The sequence below is a fragment of the Streptomyces sp. NPDC032721 genome (assembly GCF_055579625.1).
On record NZ_JBVIMX010000002.1, the window covers coordinates 49,822 to 73,475 of the forward strand.

Consider the following 23,654-nt stretch of genomic DNA (forward strand, 5'->3'; position numbering starts at 1 on the left):
TACCGGCCGGTCACTGGGGTGTCCAGAGGGGAGTGGTGTTGGAGGGACCACACCGGAGCCCGCGGGGGGGGGGCGGGGGCTTGTCCGCCGCGTCCAAGTCGCGGGGCCGCACCATCGCTTCCGTACATGTGCGGAATTCGTCGCGCTCTCTACCCTCGGAGCCATGAACACTCCCTCTCCCGAGCCCCGCGGCCCCATCGACTCGTCCCGCATCCCCCGGTACGCCGGTCCGGCGACGTTCGCCCGGCTGCCCCGCCTGGACGAGGTCGGCGGGCGTACGGACGTGGCCGTCGTCGGTGTGCCCTTCGACACGGGTGTCTCCTACCGGCCCGGCGCCCGCTTCGGCGGCAACGCCATCCGCGAGGCCTCGCGCCTGCTGCGCCCGTACAACCCGGCCCAGGACGCCTCGCCGTTCGCGCTCGCGCAGGTCGCGGACGCCGGTGACATCGCCGCGAACCCGTTCAACATCAACGAGGCCGTCGAGACGATCGAGGGCGCGGCCGACGACCTCCTCGGCAACGGCGCCCGCCTGATGACCCTCGGCGGCGACCACACCATCGCGCTCCCGCTGCTGCGCTCGGTCGCCAAGAAGCACGGCCCCGTCGCGCTGCTGCACTTCGACGCGCACCTGGACACCTGGGACACCTACTTCGGCGCCGAGTACACCCACGGCACCCCGTTCCGCCGCGCCGTCGAGGAGGGCATCCTCGACACCGAGGCGCTCTCCCACGTCGGCACGCGCGGCCCGCTGTACGGCAAGCAGGACCTGCGGGACGACGAGAAGATGGGCTTCGGCATCGTGACCTCCGCCGACGTCATGCGGCGCGGCGTCGACGAGGTCGCCGACCAGCTGCGCCAGCGCATCGGTGACCGCCCGCTCTACATCTCCATCGACATCGACGTGCTCGACCCGGCCCACGCGCCCGGCACCGGCACCCCCGAGGCCGGCGGCCTCACCTCCCGCGAGCTGCTTGAGATCATCCGGGGCCTGTCCTCCTGCAACCTGGTCTCCGCGGATGTGGTCGAGGTGGCGCCCGCGTACGATCACGCCGAGATCACCTCCGTCGCCGCGTCCCACACGGCGTACGAGCTGACGACGATCATGTCCCGCCAGATTGCCGAGGCACGCACGAAGTGACGCACGACCACGACCTGGTCCTCTGTCCCACCGAAGCCCAGACGGCCGCCGCGCTCGCGCCGCCACCGGGGCGCACGGGCGGGGACCTGGTCGTGGAGACCCTGCGGGGGCTCGGGGTGACCACCGTCTTCGGCACCGAGGACGGTTCCCGGGGCCCGCTGGGGGAGGCCGTACGGCGATCCGGGCTGACCGCGTGGACCGCCTTCGCCACCCCCGCCGGAGCCGGGCACGCGGCGGACGGCTTCGGCCGCCTGACCGGCGAGGCGGCGGCGCTGCTGGCACCCGAGGGGCCGGGAGCAGTGGTGCTCCGGGAGGCCTTGGCGGCCTCCGCCCCGCTGCTGGTGCTGGCCACCGGATTCGTCGCGGAGGCGGGCCAGGACGTGAAGGCGGTCTTCGCCGCCCGTACGCCCTCCCAGCTGCCGACCGCCGTCGCCGAGGCGTGGGAGGCCGCGCTCACCGCACCGCACGGGCCCGTCTGGCTGGAGCTCGACCCCGGGGCGCTGGCGGCCGTGACCGTACTGCCGGAGGTCAACGCCCCCGACGTGCTTCCGCACGAACTGCCCCCGCGCCCCGAGCTCACCGCCCTCGCCGCGCACTGGCTGGCCACCGCCGAGCGTCCGCTGATCGTCACGGGCGGTGGCGCCACCCGCGCGGACGCGGCGAGCAAGGTCAAGGCCCTGGCCGCCCGGCTGCACGCGAAGGTCGCCACCACCACGGGCGGCGCGGGCACCCACCCCGGCGCCCACGAGGTCACCCCCGCCCTCCTCGAAGCGGCGGACGCCGTGCTCCTGGTCGGCACGACCCTGGACGGCATCGCCTTCACCCCGCCCGCCCGCCTCGTCCAGATCGACGCCGACCCGTCCCGCCTGGAGGCGCACCACGGCCCGGCCCTGGGCATCCACGCGGACGCCCGGCTGGCGCTGACCGCGCTGCTGGAGACGGTGCCCGTACGGGAGGGCAGCAGATGGCCCGTCCCGCCGGTGGAGGACACCCCGCCCGAGGATGACGCCCTCGTCGCGGCGGTCCGGCAGGCCCTGCCGCCCCGTACCCCCACTTTCTGGGACCGGGCGCCCGCGGGCTTCCGGCCCCGCTTCCCCAACACCTTCCACGCCCCGCAGGCGTCCGGCACGACCGGCTACGCCTGCCCGGCGGCCCTCGGCGCGGCCACGGCCGACCCGGGCACGGCGGTCCTCGCGGTGTCGGACGCGGTGGCCGACGCGGGTTCGTACGCGGCGTCGGTGGCCGGGGCGCTGCCGGAGCTGGCGGCCGCCGGGGCGACGGGGCTGCCGCTCGTATGGCTGATCAGGGCCGACGGGGCGGATCCGGGCCTCGCGGCGGCGGCCGGAGCGGCGGGGGTGCCGGTCGTACGGGTCGAACAGGGCCTGCTGGGCGAGGAGTTGGCGAAGGCGCTGGCGCGGCGGGAGCCCGTGGTCGTCGTGGCCGCCGGCTGAGACCGGCCGCCGAACGGCCTCGCGAGGCCGGGCAGCGGTCGCGTCCCGCACTTAGCCTGCTGCTCGTGAGCGACTCGACTCCCAGGCGTCACAAGCGAATCCACCGGCCGGCCCACTGGCGGATACCCCGGCGAATACCCTGCGTCCTCGCCGCACTCGCCCTGGCCGGCACCCTGCTCGCCCCTCTCGCGAGCGCCGTCCCCCCGCCCGCGCATGCGGCACCCCCCTCCGGCGCAGCTGCCGCGTCCGCCGCCGTCGTCCGCCCCGCGTGCGAATCCCGCCGGGCCGGACTGGCCGCGAAGCTCCGGGACAACATCACCGCCGCACTGCGCAACCGCCCCGGAACGGTCGCCCTCACCCTCTACGAGCACTCCAGCCGCACCTACTGCTCGCTGCGCGGCGGCAAGTCCTACGACGCCGCCAGCCTCATCAAGGTGACCATCCTCGCGACCCTGATGTGGGACGCGCAGAAGAGCCGCCGGGCCCTGACCGCCCGCGAGCGCTCCCTCGTCGACGCCATGATCACCAAGTCGTCGAACAGCGCCACCGGCACCCTGTGGCGCCAGCTCGGCACCGGGAAGATCAGCAGGTTCCTGCGCGCCGCCGGGATGCCGCACACCGAGCCGAGGTGGGACAGGTACTGGGGCCTCTCCCGGATCAACGCCCGGGAACAGGGCAAGCTCCTCGCCGCGATCATCCTGCCGAACAAGGTCCTCAACACCGCCTCCCGGGCGTACATCCTCGGCCGCATGGCCCGCGTCGTGCCCGCCCAGCGCTGGGGCACCCCGGCGGGCGCTCCCGCCAGGGCCAAGGTGCACGTCAAGAACGGCTGGCTGCCGCGCGCCGACCTGGGCTGGCGGGTGCACTCCCTGGGCGTGTTCACCGGCCTGGGCCACGACTACACGATCGCCGTCCTGACCCACGGCAACGCGACGATGCGCCAGGGCGTCAACACCATCCAGTCGGTCGCCCGGGTCGTCCACCGCGCCCTCAACCCCCCGGCCACCGGCCACACCACCCGCACCCCGGAGGCCCCCGAGACGCTGGTCACCCCGCCCGCCGTACCCGAGGAAGTCGTCCCGCCGACCCCCGAGGAGCCGTTCCCCGGGGACCGGGGGACCGGAGGTTTCATTGCGGCGGGATGAAATCCGCACCTCACGGCGTTCCCCCCACCGGCACAGTGAGCGCGAGCGGGACCGATCGGGAGGCAGCACGTGGCGGCAGTGGTGGGAGAAGAGGGAGCACGGGAAGCACCCCGCGCCGGGTGGGCCCGGCGGCTGACCGGTTACGCATGGCGCTACCGGGCCAATGTGCTGCTCGCCCTCGGGTCCTCGCTCGGCGGCATGGCCGTCATGGCGCTCGTACCGCTGATCACGAAGATCGTCATCGATGACGTGATCGGGGCGGGCACCCGGTCGCTGGCGGTGTGGACCGGGCTGCTCATAGCCGCGGCCGTGGTCGTCTACGCACTGACGTACATACGCCGCTACTACGGCGGCAAGCTGGCCCTGGACGTGCAGCACGACCTGCGCACCGAGATGTACGGGACGATCACCCGGCTCGACGGGCGGCGCCAGGACGAGCTGTCCACCGGGCAGGTCGTCGGGCGGGCCACCAGCGACCTCCAGCTGATCCAGGGCCTGCTCTTCATGCTGCCGATGACCATCGGCAACGTGCTGCTGTTCCTCATCTCCCTGGTGATCATGGCGTGGCTCTCGCCGCTGCTCACCCTCGTCGCGCTCGCCGTCGCCCCCGCCCTGTGGTTCATCGCGCGGCTCAGCAAGAAGCGCCTCTTCCCCGCCACCTGGTACGCCCAGGGGCAGGCCGCCGCCGTCGCCTCAGTCGTCGACGGGGCCGTGTCCGGCGTCCGCGTCGTGAAGGGCTTCGGCCAGGAGGAGCAGGAGACCGGCAAGCTCCGCGAGGTGTCCCGGCGGCTGTTCGCGGGGCGGCTGCGGACCGTGAAGCTCAACTCGCGCTACACGCCCGCCCTCCAGGCCGTACCCGCCCTCGGGCAGGTCGCGATGCTGGCCGTGGGCGGCTGGCTGGCCACCCGGGGGCAGATCACGCTCGGTACGTTCGTGGCGTTCTCCACGTACCTCGCCCAGCTCGTCGGACCCGTCCGGATGCTCGCCATGGTGCTGACCGTGGGCCAGCAGGCCAGGGCGGGCGTGGAGCGGGTGCTCGAACTCATCGACACCGAGCCCTCGATCGAGGACGGCACGAAGGAACTGCCCGCCGACGCCCCCGCCACCGTCGAGTTCGACGGCGTCAGCTTCGGGTACGAGCCCGACCGGCCGGTGCTGAGCGGGTTCTCGCTGGAGATCCGGGAGGGCGAGACCGTCGCCGTCGTCGGATCCTCCGGCAGCGGCAAGTCGACCGTCTCGCTGCTGCTGCCCCGGTTCTACGACGTCGAACGGGGAGCCGTCCTGGTCGGCGGGCACGACGTGCGCGAGCTGACCTTCGAGTCGCTGCGGGCCGCCATCGGCATGGTCCCCGAGGACAGCTTCCTGTTCTCCGACACGGTGCGGGCGAACCTGGCGTACGGGGTCCCCGACGCCACCGACGAGCAGATCTTCGCGGCGGCGCGCGCCGCCCAGGCCGACCGGTTCATCGACGAGCTGCCCGACGGTTACGACACCAAGGTCGGCGAGCAGGGGCTCACCCTGTCCGGCGGCCAGCGACAGCGGCTCTCGCTGGCCCGCGCCATCCTCACCGACCCCCGGCTGCTGCTGCTCGACGACGCCACCTCCGCCGTCGACGCCCGCGTCGAGCACGAGATCCACGAGGCCCTGAAGTCGGTGATGGCGGGGCGCACCACGCTGCTCATCGCCCACCGCCGCTCCACCCTCAACCTGGCCGACCGCATCGCCGTCCTCGAGGACGGACGCCTCGCCGACATCGGCACGCACAAGGAGCTGGAGGAGCGCTCCGCCCTGTACCGGCGGCTGCTCACCGACCCCGACGAGCTGGGCGGCGTATCGCCGGGACACCAGCCGAGGAGCCTGCCCGCCGAGGCGGACGACCGCTCCGTACAGGCCGAGCTGGACGCCGAGTTCGACGCCGAGCGCGGGATCACCCCCGACCTGTGGATACGGGACGAGACCGACCCGGCGAACAACGGCGCGCACGACCACGCCCCCGGCATGCCGGCCACCCCCGAACTGCTCGACCAGGTGGACGCGCTGCCGCCCGCCGACGACGTACCGAACATCGACGAGGCACGGGCCGTCGCACCCGAGAGCTCGTACGGGCTGCGCAGGCTGCTGTCCGGATTCGGGCTCCCGCTGCTGGTCAGCCTGGGGCTGGTGGCCGTCGACGCGGGTATGGGGCTGCTGCTGCCGGTGCTGATCCGGCACGGCATCGACGAGGGCGTCACCCAGCTCGCGCTCGGCGCGGTCTGGACGGCCGCCGGGCTCGCCCTGCTCACCGTGCTCGTCCAGTGGGCGGCCCAGATCAGCGAGGCCCGGATGACCGGGCGGACCGGTGAGCGGGTGCTCTACTCGCTGCGGCTGAAGATCTTCGCGCAGCTCCAGCGGCTCGGGCTCGACTACTACGAGCGGGAGCTGACCGGGCGCATCATGACCCGGATGACCACCGACGTGGACGCCCTGTCGACGTTCCTGCAGACCGGACTGGTCACCGCGTTCGTGTCCGTGGTCACCTTCCTCGGCGTGATGGTCGCCCTGGTCGTCATCGACGTGGAGCTCGCGCTGGTCGTCTTCGCGACGCTGCCGCTGCTGATCGTCGGCACGTACTTCTTCCGGAAGAAGAGCGTCCAGGCGTACGAACTGGCCCGCGACCGGGTCGGCGCCGTCAACGCCGACCTCCAGGAGTCGGTGGCCGGACTGCGCATCGTGCAGGCCTTCGGCCGCGAGAAGGCGGGCCGCGAGCGGTTCGCCGCCAGCAGCCGCAGCTACCGGCAGGCGCGGGTGCGCGGGCAGTGGCTGATCTCGGTGTACTTCCCGTTCGTCCAGCTGCTGTCCTCGGTGGCGGCCGCCGCCGTGATGATCGTCGGCGCCGGGCGGATCGAGGCGGGCACGCTGACCGCCGGTGCGCTCGTCGCGTACCTGCTCTACATCGACCTCTTCTTCGCCCCCGTACAGCAGCTCTCCCAGGTCTTCGACGGCTACCAGCAGGCCACGGTCTCGCTGCGCCGGATCCAGGAACTGCTGCGCGAGCCGACCTCCACGGCCGGTGCGGACGCCCCCAAGGACGTGCTGTCGCTGCGCGGCGAGATCGCCTTCGAGGACGTGTCCTTCCGCTACGGCTCCGCCGAGGAGCCCGAGGAGGCGCTGTCCGACGTCTCGCTGCACATACCGGCAGGTCAGACCGTCGCCTTCGTCGGTGAGACCGGCGCGGGGAAGTCGACCCTGGTCAAGCTCGTCGCCCGCTACTACGACCCGACCTCGGGCCGTGTCACCGCCGACGGATCCGATCTGCGCGACCTCGACATGACCGCCTACCGGCACCGGCTGGGGGTCGTCCCGCAGGAGGCATACCTCTTCGCCGGGACGGTCCGCGACGCCATCGCCTACGGGCGGCCGGACGCCACCGACGCGGAAGTGGAGGCGGCGGCCCGCGCGGTCGGCGCCCACGACATGATCGCCACCCTCGACGGCGGCTATCTGCACGAGGTCACCGAGCGCGGACGCAACCTCTCCGCCGGACAGCGCCAGCTCATCGCGCTCGCCCGCGCCGAGCTGGTCGACCCGGACGTACTGCTCCTCGACGAGGCCACCGCCGCCCTCGACCTGGCCTCCGAGGCCCAGGTCAACCAGGCGACCGACCGGCTGAGCGGGCGCCGCACCACCCTGGTCGTCGCCCACCGGCTGACCACCGCCGCCCGCGCCGACCGGGTCGTGGTCATGGACCACGGACGGGTCGCCGAGGACGGCACGCACGACGAACTCCTCGCCCTGGACGGCAAGTACGCCAGGCTGTGGCGCACCTTCGTGGGGGAGGACGAACCGGCCGCGGTCTGACCTGCCGCGACCGGCGGGTGAACGGGCGGGTGAACGGAGTCGGTGCCCTCTGCAACCGATCCATGGCCAGATGCGTCGTACGTGCATACGATCTCCAGGGCCATGGGGGTAAGTGTGTTCGGCGGGACGGGTGCGACAGGTGGGACAGACGTGGGTCCGATGGGACTGATCAGACGAAGAGCGGCGGCTGCGTGCGCCGTCGCGGTGGCCACCGGCCTGCTGTCGCTCGGCGGCCCGGCCGTCGGGTCCGCCGAGGCGGCCACCGCCTGCAAGGGCACCCGGGTCAAGACGTACGGCTTCGCGACCGGCGAGATCCGCGTCTACAAGAGCCGCCAGTACGTCTGCGCGACGACCGTCGCCAAGCGCCCGGGCGCCCGCCAGAAGATGCGGGTCAGCATCCAGGCACGCGGCAGCCGCGCCGCCGTCGACAGCGGTACGTACACCCGGCACGCGGGCCCCGTGACGGTGTACGCGCTCAACCGGTGCGTGCGGGTGGCGGGCTCGGTGGGCACGAAAAGCGCCGCCTCCGGTTGGATTCTCTGCTGAAGCTGTGGGAGTCTTCGGCGATCTCCGCAATTCCTCTGCTGACAAAGGGGATTGGGGAGGCATAGGTTCACCCCTGTTGTCCGTGTGCCGACAGGGGAGTGGCGAATGCGCAAGACGTTCAGAGGTGTGCTCGCGGGAGCGGTGCTGGTGGGCACCGTCGGTGCGACCGGCGGAGCGATAGGCCCGGCCGCCGCGGTGGAACCCGTTCCCGCGGCGGCCGGACAGCGAGCGGCGGCGGCAGCCGAAGCCGACGAGACCGACATCAAGGACCGCATCCTCGCCATCAAGGGCATGTCCCTGATCGAGGAGAAGCCCTATGCCGGATACCGCTACTTCGTCCTCAACTACACCCAGCCGATCGACCACCGCCACCCCGAGCGCGGCACCTTCCAGCAGCGGCTGAGCCTGCTGCACAAGGACGTCAGCCGCCCCACGGTCTTCTTCACCAGCGGCTACAACCTCTCCACCAACCCCGGCCGCGCCGAGCCCACCGCGCTGATCGACGGCAACCAGGTCTCCCTGGAATACCGCTACTTCACCCCCTCGCGCCCCGCGCCCGCCGACTGGTCCAAGCTGGACATCAAGCAGGCCGCCGACGACCAGCACCGCGTCTTCACCGCACTGAAGTCGATCTACAGCAAGAAGTGGCTGTCCACCGGCGGCTCCAAGGGCGGCATGACCGCCACCTACTACGAGCGCTTCCACCCGCGCGACATGGACGGCGTCGTCGCGTACGTGGCCCCCAACGACGTCCGCAACCACGAGGACTCGGCGTACGACCGCTTCTTCCGCACGGTCTCCACCAAGGAGTGCCGCGACCGGCTGAACAACCTCCAGCGCGAGGCCCTGGTCCGCCGCGCCCCGCTGCTCGCCAAGGCGAAGGCCCTGGCCGCCGAGAACGGCTCCACCTTCAAGACCATCGGCAGCGTCGAGAAGGGCTTCGAGAACACCGTCCTCGATTTCGTCTGGGGCTTCTGGCAGTACAGCTCCGAGAAGGAGTGCGGGGACGTCCCCGTTGCGAAGACCGCCACCGACGACCAGATCTTCGACTACCTGGACGCCAAGTCGGGCTTCGGCTCCTCCAGCGACCAGAGCCTGGCCGGCTACACCCCGTACTACTACCAGGCGGGCACCCAGCTCGGCGCCCCCCAGTACCAGTACCCGCACCTCAAGGGCCTGATGAAGTGGGGCCCGGACTACTTCCAGCCGCGCGTGTACGTGCCGCGCGACATCGCGATGCGCTGGCAGGGCGGCGGCGCGATGCTCGACGTCGACCGGTGGGTGAAGCGCGAGGCCCGCCAGATGATGTTCGTGTACGGGCAGAACGACCCGTGGGGCTCCGAGCGCTTCGACCCCGCGCGCGCCGCCTCCCGCGACAACCACGTCTACACCGTGCCCGGCGCCAACCACGGCGCCCGGATCTCCGGCCTCCCGGCGGGCGAGCAGGCGGCGGCCGTCGCCCAGGTCCTCAAGTGGGCCGGGGTCGCCTCGCCGACGGTCCAGGCGGACCCGGCGAAGGCGAAGCGGCTGACGGCGTACGACGCGAAGCTGGACGTGGTCGAGCTGAACAGGGAGCAGGGTCTGCGTCCCTGATTCCCTTACCGGGCACGGGCGTTGCTCAGAGCGGGCTCGCGCACCCCACCGGCCGTCCGCCGTCCAGCTGTACGTACAGCCGGGTGGCGGACGGGCACCGCGCGCGCGAGCCGACCGCCTCGGACACCTTGAACTCCGGGTCCTTCTCGCCCGACCCGTCGCAGGGCGTCTCCTTCACCTGGCCGCCGCCCGCGCTGTAGACGCAGTCCCCGACGAGCGTGTGCGGGCCGCCGCCGCCCCCGGGGTCGCCGGGGTGCGGGTCCTGGAGGTTGCGCATGCAGGCGTAGCCGCGCGGGACGACGCCGTCGCCGTTCTCGTCGCCGGTGGGGCGGGACTCCGAGATGTGCAGGACGAAATCGGTGGTGCCGGGACACGAACTGCGGTTGCCCGGCTGCCCGTTGTAGCGGGCGGTGACCCGGGCGGCGGCGCGCTCGCTGGCACAGGGCACCTCGCGCGGGGTCTTCCCGTACGAACTGCACTCGCGTACGTCCAGGAAGACCGACCCGTATCCGGGCGGGGTGACGGGCAGCCGGGTGTCGGCCTGCCTGCCGGGATCCCCGTCGCCGCCCCAGCTCTGGCAGCCGGTCAGCAGTCCGACGGCCAGCAGGGCGGCGCCCAGGGCCCTCGATTTCGCGTGAAGCATGCAGTACCCCCCGATACTTCTGCATTTCTGCCCAGAGTCGCGTGAAGGGGGGCCGGGCGCCAGAGGGCCCGGGGCGTTTCGGTCGTACGGGCCCCCGCCGGAGCCCACCCTTTTCCCACCCGTCACTTCCGCACCAATTCCCGGGAACCGGCCGATCCCGGGAACCCAGCGGCGAGGTGCCCCGTCCAATCCGCGTACTGCTGGTGAGTCTCCGCAGAGCGGTGTCGGCCCACGCTGCTGGCTGCGTTCGCTGACTCCCCTCTCCAACCGCCTGCGGCCAGCAGCACGCCGTCACCGGTGCGCCCCCCTCCATATGCGCCGGTGGCGGCTTCCCCTTCTCCTTGGTACCTCAACTCCCTCCGTCTGCACAGGTATTGACGGGTACTTACTTTCGGGCAAGCGTGTCCTCGCTGGAAGTTTTCTTCAGGAAGGGTCACGCCCGTGCCGGACCGCGCCTCCACTCACGACACCCCCTCCCGCAACGCCCCCTCCCGCGCCATGCCCCCCTCCCGCGCCACGTCCACCTCCCGTCGCACGCTCCTCGCCGCGAGCGCCGCCGCCGTGGCCGTCGCCGCCACCGGCGTCGGACCGGCCGCAGCAGCCGCCGCTGCCGACCGCCCCTCCACCGACCGGCTGAGACGGCTGATCGCCGGCATGACCCTGGAGGAGAAGGTCGGCCAGCTCTTCGTGATGCGGGTGTACGGGCACTCCGCGACCGCCCCCGACCAGGCGGACATCGACGCCAACCTCAAGGAGATCGGCGTACGCACCGCCGCCGAGCTGATCGCCAAGTACCACGTCGGCGGCATCATCTACTTCGCCTGGGCGCACAACACCCGTGACCCGCACCAGATCGCCGACCTCTCCAACGGCATCCAGCAGGCCGCCCTCGCCCAGCGCAGCCGGATACCCCTGATCATCTCCACCGACCAGGAACACGGCATCGTCGCCCGCGTCGGCAAACCCGCGACACTGATGCCCGGCGCCATGGCCCTGGGCGCGGGCGCCTTCCGCCGGGGCACCAGGGACGCCCGCGAGGCCGCCTCGATCGCGGGCAGGGAGCTGCGCGCGATGGGCATCCGGCAGAACTACGCCCCCGACGCCGACGTCAACGTCGATCCCGCCAACCCGGTCATCGGCGTCCGCTCCTTCGGCTCCGTACCGAAGTCCGTGGCGGCCCTGGTCGCCGCGCAGGTCAAGGGCTACCAGGACGGCGGCGGCATCGCGACCGCCGCCAAGCACTTCCCCGGCCACGGCGACACCGAGGACGACAGCCACGACGAACTCCCGTACATCGACCACACCCGGGAGGAGTGGCGGGCGCTGGACGCGCCGCCGTTCCGGGCGGCCATCGCGGCCGGCATCGACTCGATCATGACCGCGCACATCGTCGTACCCTCCCTCGACCCCGCCGAGGACCCGGCGACCCTCTCGCACCCGATCCTGACCGGGGTGCTCAGGGAGGAGCTGGGCTACCGGGGTGTGGTGGTGACGGACTCGCTAGGGATGAAGGGCGTCCGCACCAAGTACGGCGACGACCGGGTGCCGGTGCTCGCCCTGAAGGCGGGCTGCGACCAGCTGCTGAACCCGCCGCTGCTGGACGTGGCCTGGAAGGCGGTCGTGGCGGCGGTGAAGGGCGGCGAGCTGACCGAGGCCCGGATCGACGAATCGGTGCTGCGGATACTCCAACTGAAGGCGCGCCGGGGCCTCTTCGACCGGCCGTACGTCACCCACGCGGGAGTGGACCGGACCGTGGGCACCCGCCCCCACCTCGCCGCCGCCGACCGGATCGCGGACTCCACGACGACCCTGCTCGTCAACGAGGGCGGACTGCTCCCGCTCAACCGGCTGCGGCAGCGCAACGTACTGGTCGTAGGCGTCGACCCCGCGTCCCCGTCCGGTACGACGGGCCCGCCGACGGGGGTGCTGGCTGCGGCACTCGGCGGACTGGGATTCACCGCGACGGCACTGTCGACCGGCTCCGCGCCCACCCGGGCGAAGATCGACGAGGCGGTGGCGGCGGCGAAGGCGGGCAAGGACGTGGTGGTGGTCGCCACCCGCAACGTCACGGCGGCCAGCGCCCAGCGCACCCTGGTGCGCGAACTCGCGGCCACGGGCGTGCCGGTGGTGACGGTGGCGATCCAGAACCCTTACGACGTCGCCCAGTTGACGGGTCTCGGTGTCCGCGCACAGCTCGCCGCGTACTCCTGGACGGACGTCGAGATGCAGGCCGCCGCCCGGGTGCTGGCGGGACGGGTACGGCCCGCCGGACGGCTGCCCGTACCGGTGCAGAAGGCGGCGGCGCCGGGGGAGGTGCTGTACCCGGTGGGGTACGGGCTGAGCTACTGATCGAGGGCCGGGGGGGAGGGGGGAGGGCGTGGCGGGGGACGCGCCCTACCCCCGCCACTCCTCCTGGAGCACCCGTACCGTCTCCTGGATCGCCGGCCGCCGGGCCGCACCCGCCCGCCACACCGCGTACAGCCGCCGGCCCGGCACCGGATCCAGGTGTACGGCTACCACCCCCTCGGGGAGGGGCCCGCGTCCCAGGCGGGGCATCATGGCCACGCCCAGCCCGGCCTCGATCAGGGCGAGTTGGGTGTGGTTCTCCTCGGCCTGGTGCGCGATGTCGGGCTCGTAACCGGCCGCCCGCAGGGTCCGCATCAGCCAGTCGTGGCAGACCGTGCCCGGCGGCTGGCAGATCCAGCGCTCCACCGCGAGCTCCTCGCGGCGCACGTCGTCGCGGCCCGCCAGCCGGTGCCCCGCCGGGACCAGCAGATCGCACGGGTCGTCGCCGATCACCGCCTGCTGCACGCCCTCCGGCGCGGGCAGCGGTGCGATGTCCCAGTCGTGGGCGACGGCCACGTCGAGCACGCCCTTGGCGACCAGGTCGACCGACAGATGCGGGTCGACCTCGGTCAACCGGGCGTCCAGCGCCGGGTGTTCGCGGGCCAGCCGGGCCAGTACGCCCGGCAGCAGCCCGCGTGCGGCCGAGGCGAACGCGCCCACCGTCAGACGCCCGCCCGGCCTGCCCCGGCGCTCCTCCAGGGTGGTCTCCGCGCGCTCGACGATCGACAGCAATTCCTGTGCGGTGGACGCCAGATGGAGGGCCTCCTCGGTGAGCGCGATGCCCCGTCCGCGCCGCTCCAGCAGTGTCGTACGGGTCTCGCGCTCCAGCTTGGCGATCTGCTGGGAGATCGCCGACGGGGTGTACCCGAGCGCGGTCGCCGCGCCCGCGACGGAGCCGTGCACGGACACCGCGTGCAGGGCACGCAGCCGGGAGAGGTCGAGCACGGCAGGGGCCCCATTCGTTAGCGTTGCTGAATCCCATGATGAAGGAATCCGCGCTGGTGCTAAAGGGTCGTGGGGCGTGATCCTCGACCCATGCCCAGGCCCGTATCCACGCCCGTTTCCACGTCCGCAGCCGCGCGCTCCGTCGCTCCCGCGCACCCCGCTGGCCCCATGCGCCCCGCCGCCCCCATGCGCCCCGCCCACATCGCCCTCGCCGTGGGTGTCGCCGCCGTCTGGGGCGTCAACTTCGTCGTCATCGAGGTCGGCCTCGACCACTTCCCGCCGCTGCTCTTCTCCGCCCTGCGCTTCCTGGCCGCCGCCGTCCCCGCGGTGTTCTTCGTGGGGTGGCCCAAGGTCCGCGACAACGGGACTTCGTCCCCGGCGCGGGCGAAGCGCAGGGCCTGGGGAGCGATCGTGGGGGTCGGACTCGCCCTCGGCGTAGGGAAGTTCGGGCTGCTGTTCGTCGGGATGGGGCAGGGGATGCCCGCCGGGCTCTCCTCCCTCGTCCTCCAGGTGCAGGCCGTCTTCACCGCGCTGATCGCCGTGGCGTTCATCGGCGAACGGCTCGGCGCGGCACGGGTGCTGGGGATGGGCGTGGCCCTCGCCGGGGTCGGGGTCGCCGCGTACGACGAAGGGGCGAGCGGTTCCGTCCTGGGCTTCGTCCTGGTCGTCGCGGCCGCCGTCTTCTGGGGCGTCTCCAACGTCCTGACCCGCCGGGCCGGCGCCCCCGATCCGCTCAACTTCATGGTGTGGGTCTCCGCCGTCCCGGTGCTCCCGCTGCTCGCCCTCTCCCTCGTCTTCGAGGGCTGGGACCGGGACGTGGCCGCGCTGGCCGCTCTCGACCTCACCGGCGTCGGCATCATTCTCTACGTCGCCTGGGTGGTGACCGTCCTCGGCTTCGGCGCCTGGAGCTTCCTGCTCGGCCGCCACCCCGCCACCTCGGTCGCCCCCTTCACCCTGCTCGTGCCGGTCTTCGGCATGTCGTCCGCGGCGCTGTTCCTCGGCGAGGAGGTCAGCGGGCTGCGGTGGTGCGCGGCGGCGCTGCTGGTGGGAGGGGTGGCGCTGGCCCAGTTCCGGCTGCCGGGGCTGCGGATCCGTACTAGGAGGGCTGCTCCTGCGACGCCAGCACCGCCAGGTGGTCCCGTCCCGCCGCCAGCAGCCCCGGCAGCTCAGCGGCCTGCGGGTACCAGCGCTTCTCGTACTCCCAGCACACCCACGTCTCCGCGCTGAGCTGCGACAGGCACTCGCCGAGCGGCAGCACCCCGGCGCCCAGGGGGAGCGGAGTGGTGTCGTCCGCCGAGGCGATGTCCTTCACCTGTACGTAGCCCAGGTGCGGGGCGAGCACCTTGTGCGACGTGGTGGGGGTCTCGCCGCCCAGCCAGGTGTGCATGACGTCCCAGAGCACGCCCACCTGCCGGTGTCCGACGGCCGCCACCACCCGCGCGGCGTCGACACCGGCGCGGTGCGAGTCATGGGTCTCCAGGAGGACGCGGACGCCGTACTCGCCCGCGAGTTCGGCGGCGGCACCGAGCCGGCGGGCGGCCCGCTCGTCACCCGCCTCGCGGGCGGCGGTGCCGTCCCCCGCCCCGGGGAAGACCCGGACGTACGGGGCGCCCAGGTCGCGGGCCAGCTCCAGCAGGCCCCGTATCTCCGCCAGGACGGGTGCGTCGTCGCCCGGGGCCGCGACCTTGGCGTACCCGGCGACGGTCAGGATCTCGACGCCCGCCTCCGCGAACGTCGCCACCACTTCCGCCCGCTCCTTCGCCCCGATCCCCGGGTGCACCGGCTCCTCGGGGTGGGCGCGCAGCTCGACGCCCCGGTAACCGGTGGCGACGGCGAGCGCGGCGACGTGGGACATCGGCATCCCGGGGACGCCGAGGGTGGAAAAGGCCAGCTTCACGGTGCGACAGCTCCTTCTGTTCGTACGGGCTTCGGGGCTTGGGCGGCCGTATCGGCCGACCGGGCCTGTGTGGCCGATCCGGTCTGTGTGACCGACCGGGCCTGTGCGGCCTGTGCGGCCTGTGCGGCCGATCCGGCCTGTGCGGCTGACCCGGCTTGTCCGGCTGACCCGGTCTGTGCGGCCGATCCGGCTTGTCCGGCCGACCCGGCTTGTCCGGCCGACCCGGTCTGTGCGGCCGACCCGGTCTGTGCGGCCGACCCGGCCTGTGCGGCCGACCCGGCTTGTCCGGCCGGTCCGGTCTGTGTGGCCGGTCCGGCCTGGCCGGCCGATCCGGTCTGTGCGGCTGACCCGGTCTGTGCGGCCGACCCGGCTTGTGCGGCCGGTCCGGTCTGTGCGGCCGACCCTGGCTCGGCCGGGCCGGATCCGTCCGGGGCCGGGCCGGTCAGTTCCAGCCGCCAGTCCTGCCCGACCAGCTCCACCCCGTACGAGCGGTGCGGCTGCTGCGCGACCAGGACGAACCCCGCCTCCGTGTAGATCTTCCGTGCGGCGGTCAGCACATCATTCGTCCACAGCACCACTTCCCGGTACCCCGCCTCGCGCGCGAAATCCACCACGGCCCCCACCAGTCGCTGCCCGATCCGGTGCCCGCGCGCCGACGGCTCGACCAGCAGCAGCCGCAGCCGGGCGGTCACGGGCCCCGACGACTCCCCGTCGGGGCCGTCGTCCCGTACGCACATCACGCACCCCACCGGACGCCCGTCCAGCTCGGCGATCCACACCCGCTCCAGCTCCGGGTCGTGGTCCTCGGTGTAATCGGCCACGATCCGGGCGACGAGGCCCTCGAACTCCACGCTCCACCCGAACTCGGCCGAGTACAGCGCCCCGTGCCGCGCCACGATCCAGCCCAGGTCCCCGGGCCCGGACTCGCGCAGAACCAGCTCCGGGAGCCCGCCCCCGCCGCCCCCTGGCGCCTGCGCGTCCTCCAGTACCTCGCGCACCTCCCGCATCCCGCGCACCATCTGCTCCCGCTTCTCCGGTGGTACGCGGGCCAGCAGCACGCCCACCGCCTCCCGCGACCGCTCGTCGAGCAGGGACGCGGCCTCGCGGCCGCGCGGGGTGAGCGTGACCCGCTGGCGGCGCGGATCGCGCGGCGAAGCGGTGCGCCGCACCAGCCCGCGCTGCTCGAACTTGGCGAGCAGCCGGCTCAGGTACCCGGCGTCCAGCCGCAGCCGGGTCCGCAGGTCGGCGGCGTCCGTACGGGGCGCGTGCGCCAGCTCGTACAGGACCCGCGACTCGGTGAGGGTGTACGGCGCGGAGAGGTGGCGGCTGTAGTCGAGTGCGCCGATGAGATGGGTGTAGAACCGGTTGAAGGCACGCATTTCATGGATGCTCACGGAGGGCTCCGTCCTGGGCTCCCGGACTGCTTCACGGAGGGCTTGCCTTGACTGAGTCAACCCTCTTGCCTTGACGGAGTCAACGGTACGGCGAGAAGTCCGCAACCGCGTTAGGGAATACCGGTACGGGGCAGGACAGGCCCATGACTTCCGCACACTCCGTACCCACGGACGACTCCCAGAGCTGGCAATTCACCGACTCCCGGGGCCAGTTGGCGACCGCGCGAACCCGGCCCACCCGTATCGCCGCGTACATCCAGGCGGGCGCCACCCTCTGGGACCACGGCCTGCGCCCCACCGGAATCTTCGGTTCCTTCCACGACGGGCCCACCCCCGACCGGGCCAAGTCCGGCCGCCTCCCGCTTGCCGAGGTGACGTACTTAGGCGCGGGCGCGGACCTCGATCCGGACGCGGTCCTCGCCTCCGGGGCGGACCTCCTGGTCGCCGTCAGCTACGCGGGCGGCGCCGTGTACGGCATGGACCCGGAAGCGGCCAAGCACCTGGAGGAGCAGATCCCGGTGGTCGTGGTCGACGTCGGCCAGGGCCGCTCGCTGGCCGAGGTGCGGTCCGACTTCGCCGCCCTCGCGCACACCCTCGGCAGCACCGAACCGCCCGGGGCGGCCCAGCGGCTGACCGAAGCCCGGACACGGCTGAAGTCCCTGGCGGGGCCCGCCACCCCCGAGATCCTGGCCCTCTCCCCGGCGGGCGACACCCAGGTCCACCTGGCCCGCCCGCAGGCCTGGCCCGACCTGCGTGCGCTGAGCGCCCTGGGCGTCCCGCTGCTGAGCCCGCCGGCCGGGGGCGGTGTGAACTGGGCCACCGTCGACTGGCCCACGGCCGCCGCCCTCACCCCGCGCATCGTCCTGGCCGACGTACGCGCGAACGCGGACAGGATCGACCCCGCCCGGCTGGGCGAGGGCATCCGCACCCTCCCCTGGAACCCGGAACTCCCGGCGTCCAGCACCGCGCACGCCCACTTCCTGGACACCGTCGCGGACGCCCTGACCGTCTGACGACCGCTTGCGGCACCCCGCCCACCGGACGTACGGCCTCCTGACGGATCATGCGGACAGCGCGACGCACGAACCCAGGAGGCCGCCCATGTCCACCACCCCCACCACCGTCACCACTCCCACCACTCCCACCCGCCCGGTCACCCTCGTCACCGGCGGCAGCAGGGGCATCGGTGCCGCCGTCTGCCTGCGACTGGCCGCCGACGGGCACGACGTGGCGCTGGCGTACGTCCGGGACGACGCGGCGGCCGAGGAGACGGCGACAGCGGTACGGGAGACCGGGGCGCGCTGCCTCACCGTCCGCGCCGACACCTCCTCGGAGGCCGACGTGGAACGCCTCTTCGACACCGTCGCCGACCGACTCGGCCCCCTCACCGGCCTGGTCAACAACGCGGGCGTCTCCGGCAAGCTGAGCCGCCTCGCCGACGCCTCCACCGAGGACCTGCGCCGCGTCCTGGACGTCAACGTCCTCGGCACCCTCCTGTGCTGCCGCCGGGCCGTCCAGGACATGACCGCGCACGGCCGGGGCGGCGCGATCGTCAACATCTCCTCCGGCGCGGCCACCCTCGGCAGCCCCGGCGAATACGTCCACTACGCCGCCTCCAAGGCCGCCGTGGACACCCTCACCCTCGGCCTCTCCAAGGAGCTCGGCCCCGACGCCATCCGCGTCAACGGCGTGGCCCCCGGCCTCGTCGACACCGACATGCACGCCGCGATGGGCGACCCGGACCGCCCGGCCAGGATGGCCCCCCAGATCCCGCTGCGCCGCGCGGGCGAGCCCGCCGAGATCGCGGCCGCCGTCGCCTGGCTGCTCTCACCGGAAGCCTCGTACACGACGGGCACGGTGCTACGGGTGGCGGGCGGCCGCTAGGGCGCGGGACGCGCGGGGTTGTCGGGTTTGCGGGGTCACCGGCGCGCTTTGGCGCGCCGGTGACCCGGTCTGCCGGTGACCCGGGCCGCCGGTCTGCCGGGCCCGCGTGATCGCCGGGCGGCTGGCCCTGCCAGGTCGCAAGGTCGCTTGGCAGCCTGAGCGCTCGGCTGCTTGGCCGCTTGGTCACCGGGTTGCTGCGGCCGCCGCGTCGACGCAGCGCCGGAGCAGCCGGGGCCCCAGGGGTGGCAGGCCGCTGGGTCTGCCTGTCCGCCCGCCCCCCTGCCGTCAGCCTTTCGGCTTCGGGGCCGCCCCCGTGGACCCCCGTACCTTCAGTTCCGCCGTCACCGTCTCCACCCCGTCGGGGCCCTCCGGGGCCTGTCTGGTCGTGGCCAGCAGGCCCGCCCTGGCCCCCGCCTCGTGCAGCGGGAGCCGTACGGTCGTGAGGGCCGGCACCGTGTCCGTCGCCGACGGGAGGTCGTCGAAGCCCGCGACCGAGAGGTCCTCGGGGACGCGGAGGCCGAGGGTGCGTGCGGCGGTGCACACGCCCAGTGCGATCGTGTCGTTGGCCGCGACGATCGCCGTCAAGTCCGAAGCGGTGGCGAGGAGTTGAGTGGCGGCGGAGATGCCGGTCGCGCGGTCGAACGAGCCGTGCAGGGTGAGTGCCGGATCGTCCTCGACGCCCGCCGCCCGCAGCGCCTCGCGGTGGCCCTCCAGCCGGTGGCGGGTGGTGGTGCGCTCGGCGGGACCCGCGACGTAGCCGATACGGGTGTGGCCCAGGGTGAGCAGGTGCTCGGTGAGGCGCCGGGCACCGGCCCGGTTGTCGAACGAGAGGGTGGCCGCGACCGGTGCCCCCGCGTCGCCCGCCAGCGGCGGCCGCCCGCACAGCACGATCCGGGTCCCCGCCGCCGCCAGTTTCGCCAGTTTCGCGGCCACCGCCGCCGAGTGCTCCGGATCCTCGATCGCACCGCCGGTGAGGATCACCGCCGCCGCGCGCTGGCGCAACAGCAGGGTGAGGTAGGTGAGTTCACGGGCCGGTGAGCCGCCCGTGTTGCAGACCACGGCCAGCTTCTCGCCGCCCGCCCTGGCCACCCCCTCCGCCGCGCTGATCCGCGCCTGGGCCGCACTCGCCATGATCCCGAAGAACGGGTCGGCGATGTCGTTGACCAGGATGCCCACCAGGTCCGAGGTGGCGGCGGCCAGCGCGCTCGCCGGACCGTTCACCACGTAGTCCAGCTCGGCCACGGCGCGCAGCACGCGCTCGCGGGTGGCCTCGGCGACCGGGTAATTGCCGTTCAGCACCCGGGAAACCGTGGCCGGGGACACCTGCGCCCGCTGTGCCACGTCCGACAACGTCACTGACATCCGACTGCCTTCTCCGCTCGCTCCACGACCCTGCTCATCCCACGACCCTGCTCATCACTTGTCCGCCGCTCTGCTGTCCACCACTCTGCCCACCTTCGCCCTCATCCCATTCGCCCGGCCCCGCCGTCTCGCCCCGGGTTCCTTCAGGGTCTTGTCCGGATCGCTCCCGGCAGGCTAGCTTCTTGCTTCATAGCGTATAGAAAGCGCTTTCTACCGGCACGGCCAGTCAGCAGTTGTACGGAGGGACTCACGTGACACGCAGGACAGTGCGGATCGCCATGAACGGCGTCACCGGACGAATGGGATACCGCCAGCACCTCGTACGCTCCCTCCTCGCACTCCGCGAGCAGGGCGGCCTCGACCTGGGCAACGGCGACGTGCTCTGGCCCGAACCGGTCCTGGTCGGACGGCGCGAGCACGCACTGCGCGCGATGGCCGAGCAGCACGGCCTCACCGAGTGGTCGACCGACCTGGCCGCCGTACTCGCCGACGACTCGATCGACATCTACTTCGACGCCCAGGTCACCTCGGCCCGCGAGGAGGCGCTCAAGCAGGCCATCGCCGCCGGGAAGCACATCTACACCGAGAAGCCGACCGCCACCGGAGTCGACGGCGCCCTGGAACTGGCCCGCCTCGCCCGCGCCGCAGGCGTCAAGAACGGTGTCGTCCAGGACAAGATTTTCCTCCCCGGACTGCTCAAGCTGAAGCGCCTCATCGACGGCGGCTTCTTCGGCGAAATACTCTCCGTGCGGGGCGAGTTCGGCTACTGGGTCTTCGAGGGCGACTGGCAGGAGGCGCAGCGCCCGTCCTGGAACTACCGGGCCGAGGACGGCGGCGGCATCGTCGTTGACATGTTCCCGCACTGGGAGTACGTGCTGCACGAGCTGTTCGGCCGGGTCACCACCGTCCAGGCCCACGTCACCACCCACGTCCCGCAGCGCTGGGACGAGCACGGCAAGCCCTACCCCGCCACCGCCGACGACTCCGCGTACGGCATCTTCCAGCTCGAAGGCGGCGCGGTCGCCCAGATCAACTCCTCCTGGGCGGTCCGTGTCAACCGCGACGAACTCGTCGAGTTCCAGGTCGACGGCACCCACGGCTCCGCCGTCGCCGGACTGCGCAACTGCCGCGTCCAGCACCGCTCCGCGACCCCCAAGCCGGTCTGGAACCCGGACCTCCCGGTCACCGAGTCCTTCCGCGACCAGTGGCAGGAAGTCCCCGACAACACCGTCTTCGACAACGGCTTCAAGGCGCAGTGGGAGCTCTTCCTGCGCCACGTGGCACTCGACGAGCCGTACACCTGGGACCTCCTCGCCGGGGCGCGCGGCGTGCAGCTCGCCGAACTGGGCCTCAAGTCCTCGGCCGAGGGCCGCCGTTACGACGTCCCGGAGCTGAACCTGTGAGCGCCCCCGCCACGAGTGCGCTGACCCTGCCCGCGGCGGGCGGCGGCACCCACTCCTACACCCCGCGCACCGAGCCCGCCGCCTTCCTCGCGGGCGGCGCTCCGCTGGTCTCCCGTACCGTCTTCTCGGCCGCCCACGTGGTCGCCGACCCCTACGCCGATACGTCGCCGGACGGTCCTGCCGCCGTCGACTGGGACGCCACCCTCGCCTTCCGCCGCCACCTGTGGTCGCACGGTCTCGGGGTGGCGGAGGCCATGGACACCGCCCAGCGCGGCATGGGCCTCGACTGGGCGGGCGCGGCCGAGCTGATCCGCCGCTCGGCGGCCGAGGCGAAGGCGGTGGGCGGCGCCGTCGCGTGCGGCGTCGGCACGGACCAACTGCCACCTGGTGCACATGACTTGGCGACAGTATTGGCCGCCTACGAGGAACAGCTCGCCCTCGTCGAATCGACCGGCTCCCAGGCCGTCCTGATGGCCTCCCGGGCGCTAGCGGCGGCAGCGCACGGCCCCGAGGACTACCTCGCCACCTACGGCCACCTCCTGCGCCAGGCGAGCGAGCCGGTGGTGCTGCACTGGCTGGGCCCGATGTTCGACCCGGCACTGGAGGGCTACTGGGGTTCGGCGGACCTGGACGCCGCGACGGAGACCTTCCTCGAAGTCATCGCCGCGCACCCCGACAAGGTCGACGGCATCAAGGTGTCGCTGCTCGACGCCCAGCGCGAGATCGACCTGCGCCGCCGCCTCCCGGAGGGCGTCCGCTGCTACACCGGCGACGACTTCCACTACCCGGAGCTGATCGCGGGCGACGAACAGGGCTTCTCGCACGCCCTGTTGGGCATCTTCGACCCACTGGGCCCGCTCGCGGCGGAGGCGGTACGCGTCCTCGACACGGGCGACAAGGACGGCTTCCGCAAGCTCCTGGACCCGACGGTGGAACTGTCCCGCCACCTCTTCCGGACCCCGACCCGCTACTACAAGACGGGCGTGGTCCTCCTCGCCTGGCTGGCCGGCCACCAGTCGCACTTCACCATGGTCGGCGGCCTCCAGTCGGCACGCTCGCTGCCGCATCTGGCGAAGGCGTACCAACTGGCGGACGGAATAGGCCTGTTCCCCGACCCCGCGCTGGCGGCGAGCCGTATGCGGTCGCTGCTGGCGGTGCACGGAGTGACGCAGTGAACACGGAGCTGACACGCCTGAGCATCAATCAGGAAACCCTGAAACAGTGGTCGTTGCCGGAACTCGCGACGGGCTGCGCGGCGGCCGGGATCGGCGCGGTCGGCCTCTGGCGGGCACCGGTCCAGGAGTACGGGGTCGACCGCGCGGCCAAGCTGATGCGCGACACCGGCCTCACGGTCACGAGCCTGTGCCGGGGCGGCTTCTTCACCGCCCTCGACCCGGCGGAACGGGAACGCGCGCTGGCGGACAACCGCACGGCGATCGACGAGGCGGCCACGCTCGGCACGGACACCCTGGTCCTGGTCTCGGGCGGACTGCCGCCCGGCAGCAGGGACTTGGCGGGAGCCCGGGAACGCATCGCGGACGCGCTGGCGGTGCTTGGCCCGTACGCGGAGGAGCGCGGGGTCCGTCTGGCGATCGAGCCGCTGCACCCGATGTTCGCCTCGGACCGGTGCGTGGTCTCGACCCTGGGCCAGGCGCTTGACCTGGCGGAACGCTTTCCGGCGTCGCAGGTGGGAGTGGTGGTCGACACGTACCACATCTGGTGGGACGACCTGGCGCCGACGCAGATCGCAAGGGCGGGAGCGGGCGGCCGCATCCACTCGTTCCAGGTGGCGGACTGGATCACGCCGCTCCCGGCGGGAGTGCTGCTGGGGCGGGGCCAGTTGGGGGACGGCAGCATCGACATGCGGAGCTTCAGGGAAATGGTCGACGCGACGGGGTTCGCGGGTGCGATCGAGGTGGAGATCTTCAACGAGGCGCTGTGGGGGAGGGAGGGGGGCGAGGCGTTGAAAGAGGTGGTGGAGCGGTACGGGGAGCACGTGTTGTAGCCGGGGTTCCCGGCGGGGAGGGCACCCGCCCGCCGCAGGCGCGACCCCCTCCCACAGTCCGAGTG

General features: G+C 72.7%; 16 protein-coding genes and 2 pseudogenes. 13 read left to right on the top strand and 5 right to left on the bottom strand.

Going from position 1 to position 23,654, the window contains the following annotated elements; genetic code table 11:
- Nucleotides 1-163: 163 nt before the first annotated feature.
- The 6 genes from speB to ACZ5PB_RS06550 all read left to right on the top strand — a co-directional run bounded on the left by speB (nucleotide 164) and on the right by ACZ5PB_RS06550 (nucleotide 9,710).
- Nucleotides 164-1,138, top strand: a complete 975-nt coding sequence (gene speB / locus ACZ5PB_RS06525) for an agmatinase (protein ID WP_468688383.1) — start codon at nucleotides 164-166, stop codon at nucleotides 1,136-1,138.
- Nucleotides 1,135-2,589 carry a thiamine pyrophosphate-binding protein gene (locus ACZ5PB_RS06530; protein ID WP_468688384.1) on the top strand — a complete coding sequence of 485 codons (1,455 nt, stop codon included), beginning with the start codon at nucleotides 1,135-1,137 and terminating at the stop codon, nucleotides 2,587-2,589. Before speB ends, ACZ5PB_RS06530 begins: the two co-directional genes overlap by 4 nt.
- Before the next feature lie 173 nt (nucleotides 2,590-2,762).
- Nucleotides 2,763-3,734, top strand: a complete 972-nt coding sequence (locus ACZ5PB_RS06535; protein ID WP_468688892.1) for a serine hydrolase — start codon at nucleotides 2,763-2,765, stop codon at nucleotides 3,732-3,734.
- Nucleotides 3,735-3,812: 78 nt separating this feature from the next.
- Nucleotides 3,813-7,571, top strand: coding sequence for an ABC transporter ATP-binding protein (locus tag ACZ5PB_RS06540; RefSeq protein WP_468688894.1), 3,759 nt, complete (start codon nucleotides 3,813-3,815; stop codon nucleotides 7,569-7,571).
- A gap of 159 nt (nucleotides 7,572-7,730) precedes the next feature.
- Complete coding sequence (locus ACZ5PB_RS06545; RefSeq protein ID WP_468688386.1) at nucleotides 7,731-8,117, top strand: hypothetical protein; 387 nt, start codon at nucleotides 7,731-7,733, stop codon at nucleotides 8,115-8,117.
- 105 nt (nucleotides 8,118-8,222) lie between these two features.
- Complete coding sequence (locus ACZ5PB_RS06550; RefSeq protein WP_468688388.1) at nucleotides 8,223-9,710, top strand: S28 family serine protease; 1,488 nt, start codon at nucleotides 8,223-8,225, stop codon at nucleotides 9,708-9,710.
- Between the two features lie 25 nt (nucleotides 9,711-9,735).
- On the opposite strand, the gene ACZ5PB_RS06555 is transcribed toward ACZ5PB_RS06550, so the two are convergent.
- Entirely contained in the window at nucleotides 9,736-10,353 is a 618-nt protein-coding gene (locus tag ACZ5PB_RS06555; protein WP_468688389.1) for a hypothetical protein, read from the bottom strand.
- Between the two features lie 498 nt (nucleotides 10,354-10,851).
- Between ACZ5PB_RS06555 and ACZ5PB_RS06560 the strand changes: the two genes are divergently transcribed.
- On the top strand, nucleotides 10,852-12,702 hold the full coding sequence (locus tag ACZ5PB_RS06560; protein WP_468688895.1) for a glycoside hydrolase family 3 protein: 1,851 nt from the start codon (nucleotides 10,852-10,854) through the stop codon (nucleotides 12,700-12,702).
- Between the two features lie 45 nt (nucleotides 12,703-12,747).
- On the opposite strand, the gene ACZ5PB_RS06565 is transcribed toward ACZ5PB_RS06560, so the two are convergent.
- Nucleotides 12,748-13,644 (bottom strand): LysR family transcriptional regulator, encoded by an 897-nt coding sequence (locus ACZ5PB_RS06565; RefSeq protein WP_468688391.1) that lies wholly within the window; start codon nucleotides 13,642-13,644, stop codon nucleotides 12,748-12,750.
- A gap of 186 nt (nucleotides 13,645-13,830) precedes the next feature.
- On the opposite strand from ACZ5PB_RS06565, the gene ACZ5PB_RS06570 reads away from it, so the two are divergent.
- Nucleotides 13,831-14,871 carry an EamA family transporter gene (locus tag ACZ5PB_RS06570; RefSeq protein ID WP_468688897.1) on the top strand — a complete coding sequence of 347 codons (1,041 nt, stop codon included), beginning with the start codon at nucleotides 13,831-13,833 and terminating at the stop codon, nucleotides 14,869-14,871.
- Here the strand turns inward: ACZ5PB_RS06570 and ACZ5PB_RS06575 are convergent.
- Together ACZ5PB_RS06575 and ACZ5PB_RS06580 are read right to left on the bottom strand one after the other, a co-directional pair.
- Nucleotides 14,870-15,505: pseudogene (locus tag ACZ5PB_RS06575) on the bottom strand (sugar phosphate isomerase/epimerase family protein); the annotation flags it as partial. The gene ACZ5PB_RS06570 and the pseudogene ACZ5PB_RS06575 overlap by 2 nt on opposite strands.
- A 473-nt stretch (nucleotides 15,506-15,978) precedes the next feature.
- A pseudogene (locus tag ACZ5PB_RS06580) lies at nucleotides 15,979-16,935 on the bottom strand (bifunctional helix-turn-helix transcriptional regulator/GNAT family N-acetyltransferase); the annotation flags it as partial.
- A gap of 143 nt (nucleotides 16,936-17,078) precedes the next feature.
- Here ACZ5PB_RS06580 and ACZ5PB_RS06585 point away from each other — a divergent pair.
- Nucleotides 17,079-17,948, top strand: a complete 870-nt coding sequence (locus ACZ5PB_RS06585) for a substrate-binding domain-containing protein (protein ID WP_468688392.1) — start codon at nucleotides 17,079-17,081, stop codon at nucleotides 17,946-17,948.
- An 88-nt stretch (nucleotides 17,949-18,036) separates the two neighbouring features.
- Nucleotides 18,037-18,819, top strand: coding sequence for an SDR family NAD(P)-dependent oxidoreductase (locus ACZ5PB_RS06590; protein WP_468688394.1), 783 nt, complete (start codon nucleotides 18,037-18,039; stop codon nucleotides 18,817-18,819).
- A 285-nt stretch (nucleotides 18,820-19,104) separates the two neighbouring features.
- On the opposite strand, the gene ACZ5PB_RS06595 is transcribed toward ACZ5PB_RS06590, so the two are convergent.
- Nucleotides 19,105-20,181 carry a LacI family DNA-binding transcriptional regulator gene (locus tag ACZ5PB_RS06595; RefSeq protein WP_468688395.1) on the bottom strand — a complete coding sequence of 359 codons (1,077 nt, stop codon included), beginning with the start codon at nucleotides 20,179-20,181 and terminating at the stop codon, nucleotides 19,105-19,107.
- Between the two features lie 251 nt (nucleotides 20,182-20,432).
- On the opposite strand from ACZ5PB_RS06595, the gene ACZ5PB_RS06600 reads away from it, so the two are divergent.
- From ACZ5PB_RS06600 to ACZ5PB_RS06610, 3 genes are read left to right on the top strand one after another with little or no spacing between them, the layout of a single operon-like run.
- Nucleotides 20,433-21,584 (top strand): Gfo/Idh/MocA family protein, encoded by a 1,152-nt coding sequence (locus ACZ5PB_RS06600; RefSeq protein ID WP_468688397.1) that lies wholly within the window; start codon nucleotides 20,433-20,435, stop codon nucleotides 21,582-21,584.
- Entirely contained in the window at nucleotides 21,581-22,759 is a 1,179-nt protein-coding gene (locus ACZ5PB_RS06605; protein ID WP_468688398.1) for a dihydrodipicolinate synthase family protein, read from the top strand. The genes ACZ5PB_RS06600 and ACZ5PB_RS06605 overlap by 4 nt, the downstream gene beginning before the upstream one ends.
- Nucleotides 22,756-23,589, top strand: a complete 834-nt coding sequence (locus ACZ5PB_RS06610) for a sugar phosphate isomerase/epimerase family protein (RefSeq protein WP_468688400.1) — start codon at nucleotides 22,756-22,758, stop codon at nucleotides 23,587-23,589. Before ACZ5PB_RS06605 ends, ACZ5PB_RS06610 begins: the two co-directional genes overlap by 4 nt.
- The last annotated feature ends 65 nt before the right edge of the window (nucleotides 23,590-23,654 follow it).

Bases quoted from the DNA above. Each gene is read 5' to 3' on its own strand.
- ACZ5PB_RS06570 (WP_468688897.1), top strand. From the start codon at position 13,831: ATGCGCCCCGCCCACATCGCCCTCGCCGTGGGTGTCGCCGCCGTCTGG.
- ACZ5PB_RS06595 (WP_468688395.1), bottom strand. From the start codon at position 20,181: ATGTCAGTGACGTTGTCGGACGTGGCACAGCGGGCGCAGGTGTCCCCG.
- ACZ5PB_RS06560 (WP_468688895.1), top strand. From the start codon at position 10,852: ATGCCCCCCTCCCGCGCCACGTCCACCTCCCGTCGCACGCTCCTCGCC.
- ACZ5PB_RS06590 (WP_468688394.1), top strand. From the start codon at position 18,037: ATGTCCACCACCCCCACCACCGTCACCACTCCCACCACTCCCACCCGC.
- speB (WP_468688383.1), top strand. From the start codon at position 164: ATGAACACTCCCTCTCCCGAGCCCCGCGGCCCCATCGACTCGTCCCGC.
- ACZ5PB_RS06550 (WP_468688388.1), top strand. From the start codon at position 8,223: ATGCGCAAGACGTTCAGAGGTGTGCTCGCGGGAGCGGTGCTGGTGGGC.
- ACZ5PB_RS06555 (WP_468688389.1), bottom strand. From the start codon at position 10,353: ATGCTTCACGCGAAATCGAGGGCCCTGGGCGCCGCCCTGCTGGCCGTC.
- ACZ5PB_RS06585 (WP_468688392.1), top strand. From the start codon at position 17,079: ATGACTTCCGCACACTCCGTACCCACGGACGACTCCCAGAGCTGGCAA.
- ACZ5PB_RS06545 (WP_468688386.1), top strand. From the start codon at position 7,731: ATGGGACTGATCAGACGAAGAGCGGCGGCTGCGTGCGCCGTCGCGGTG.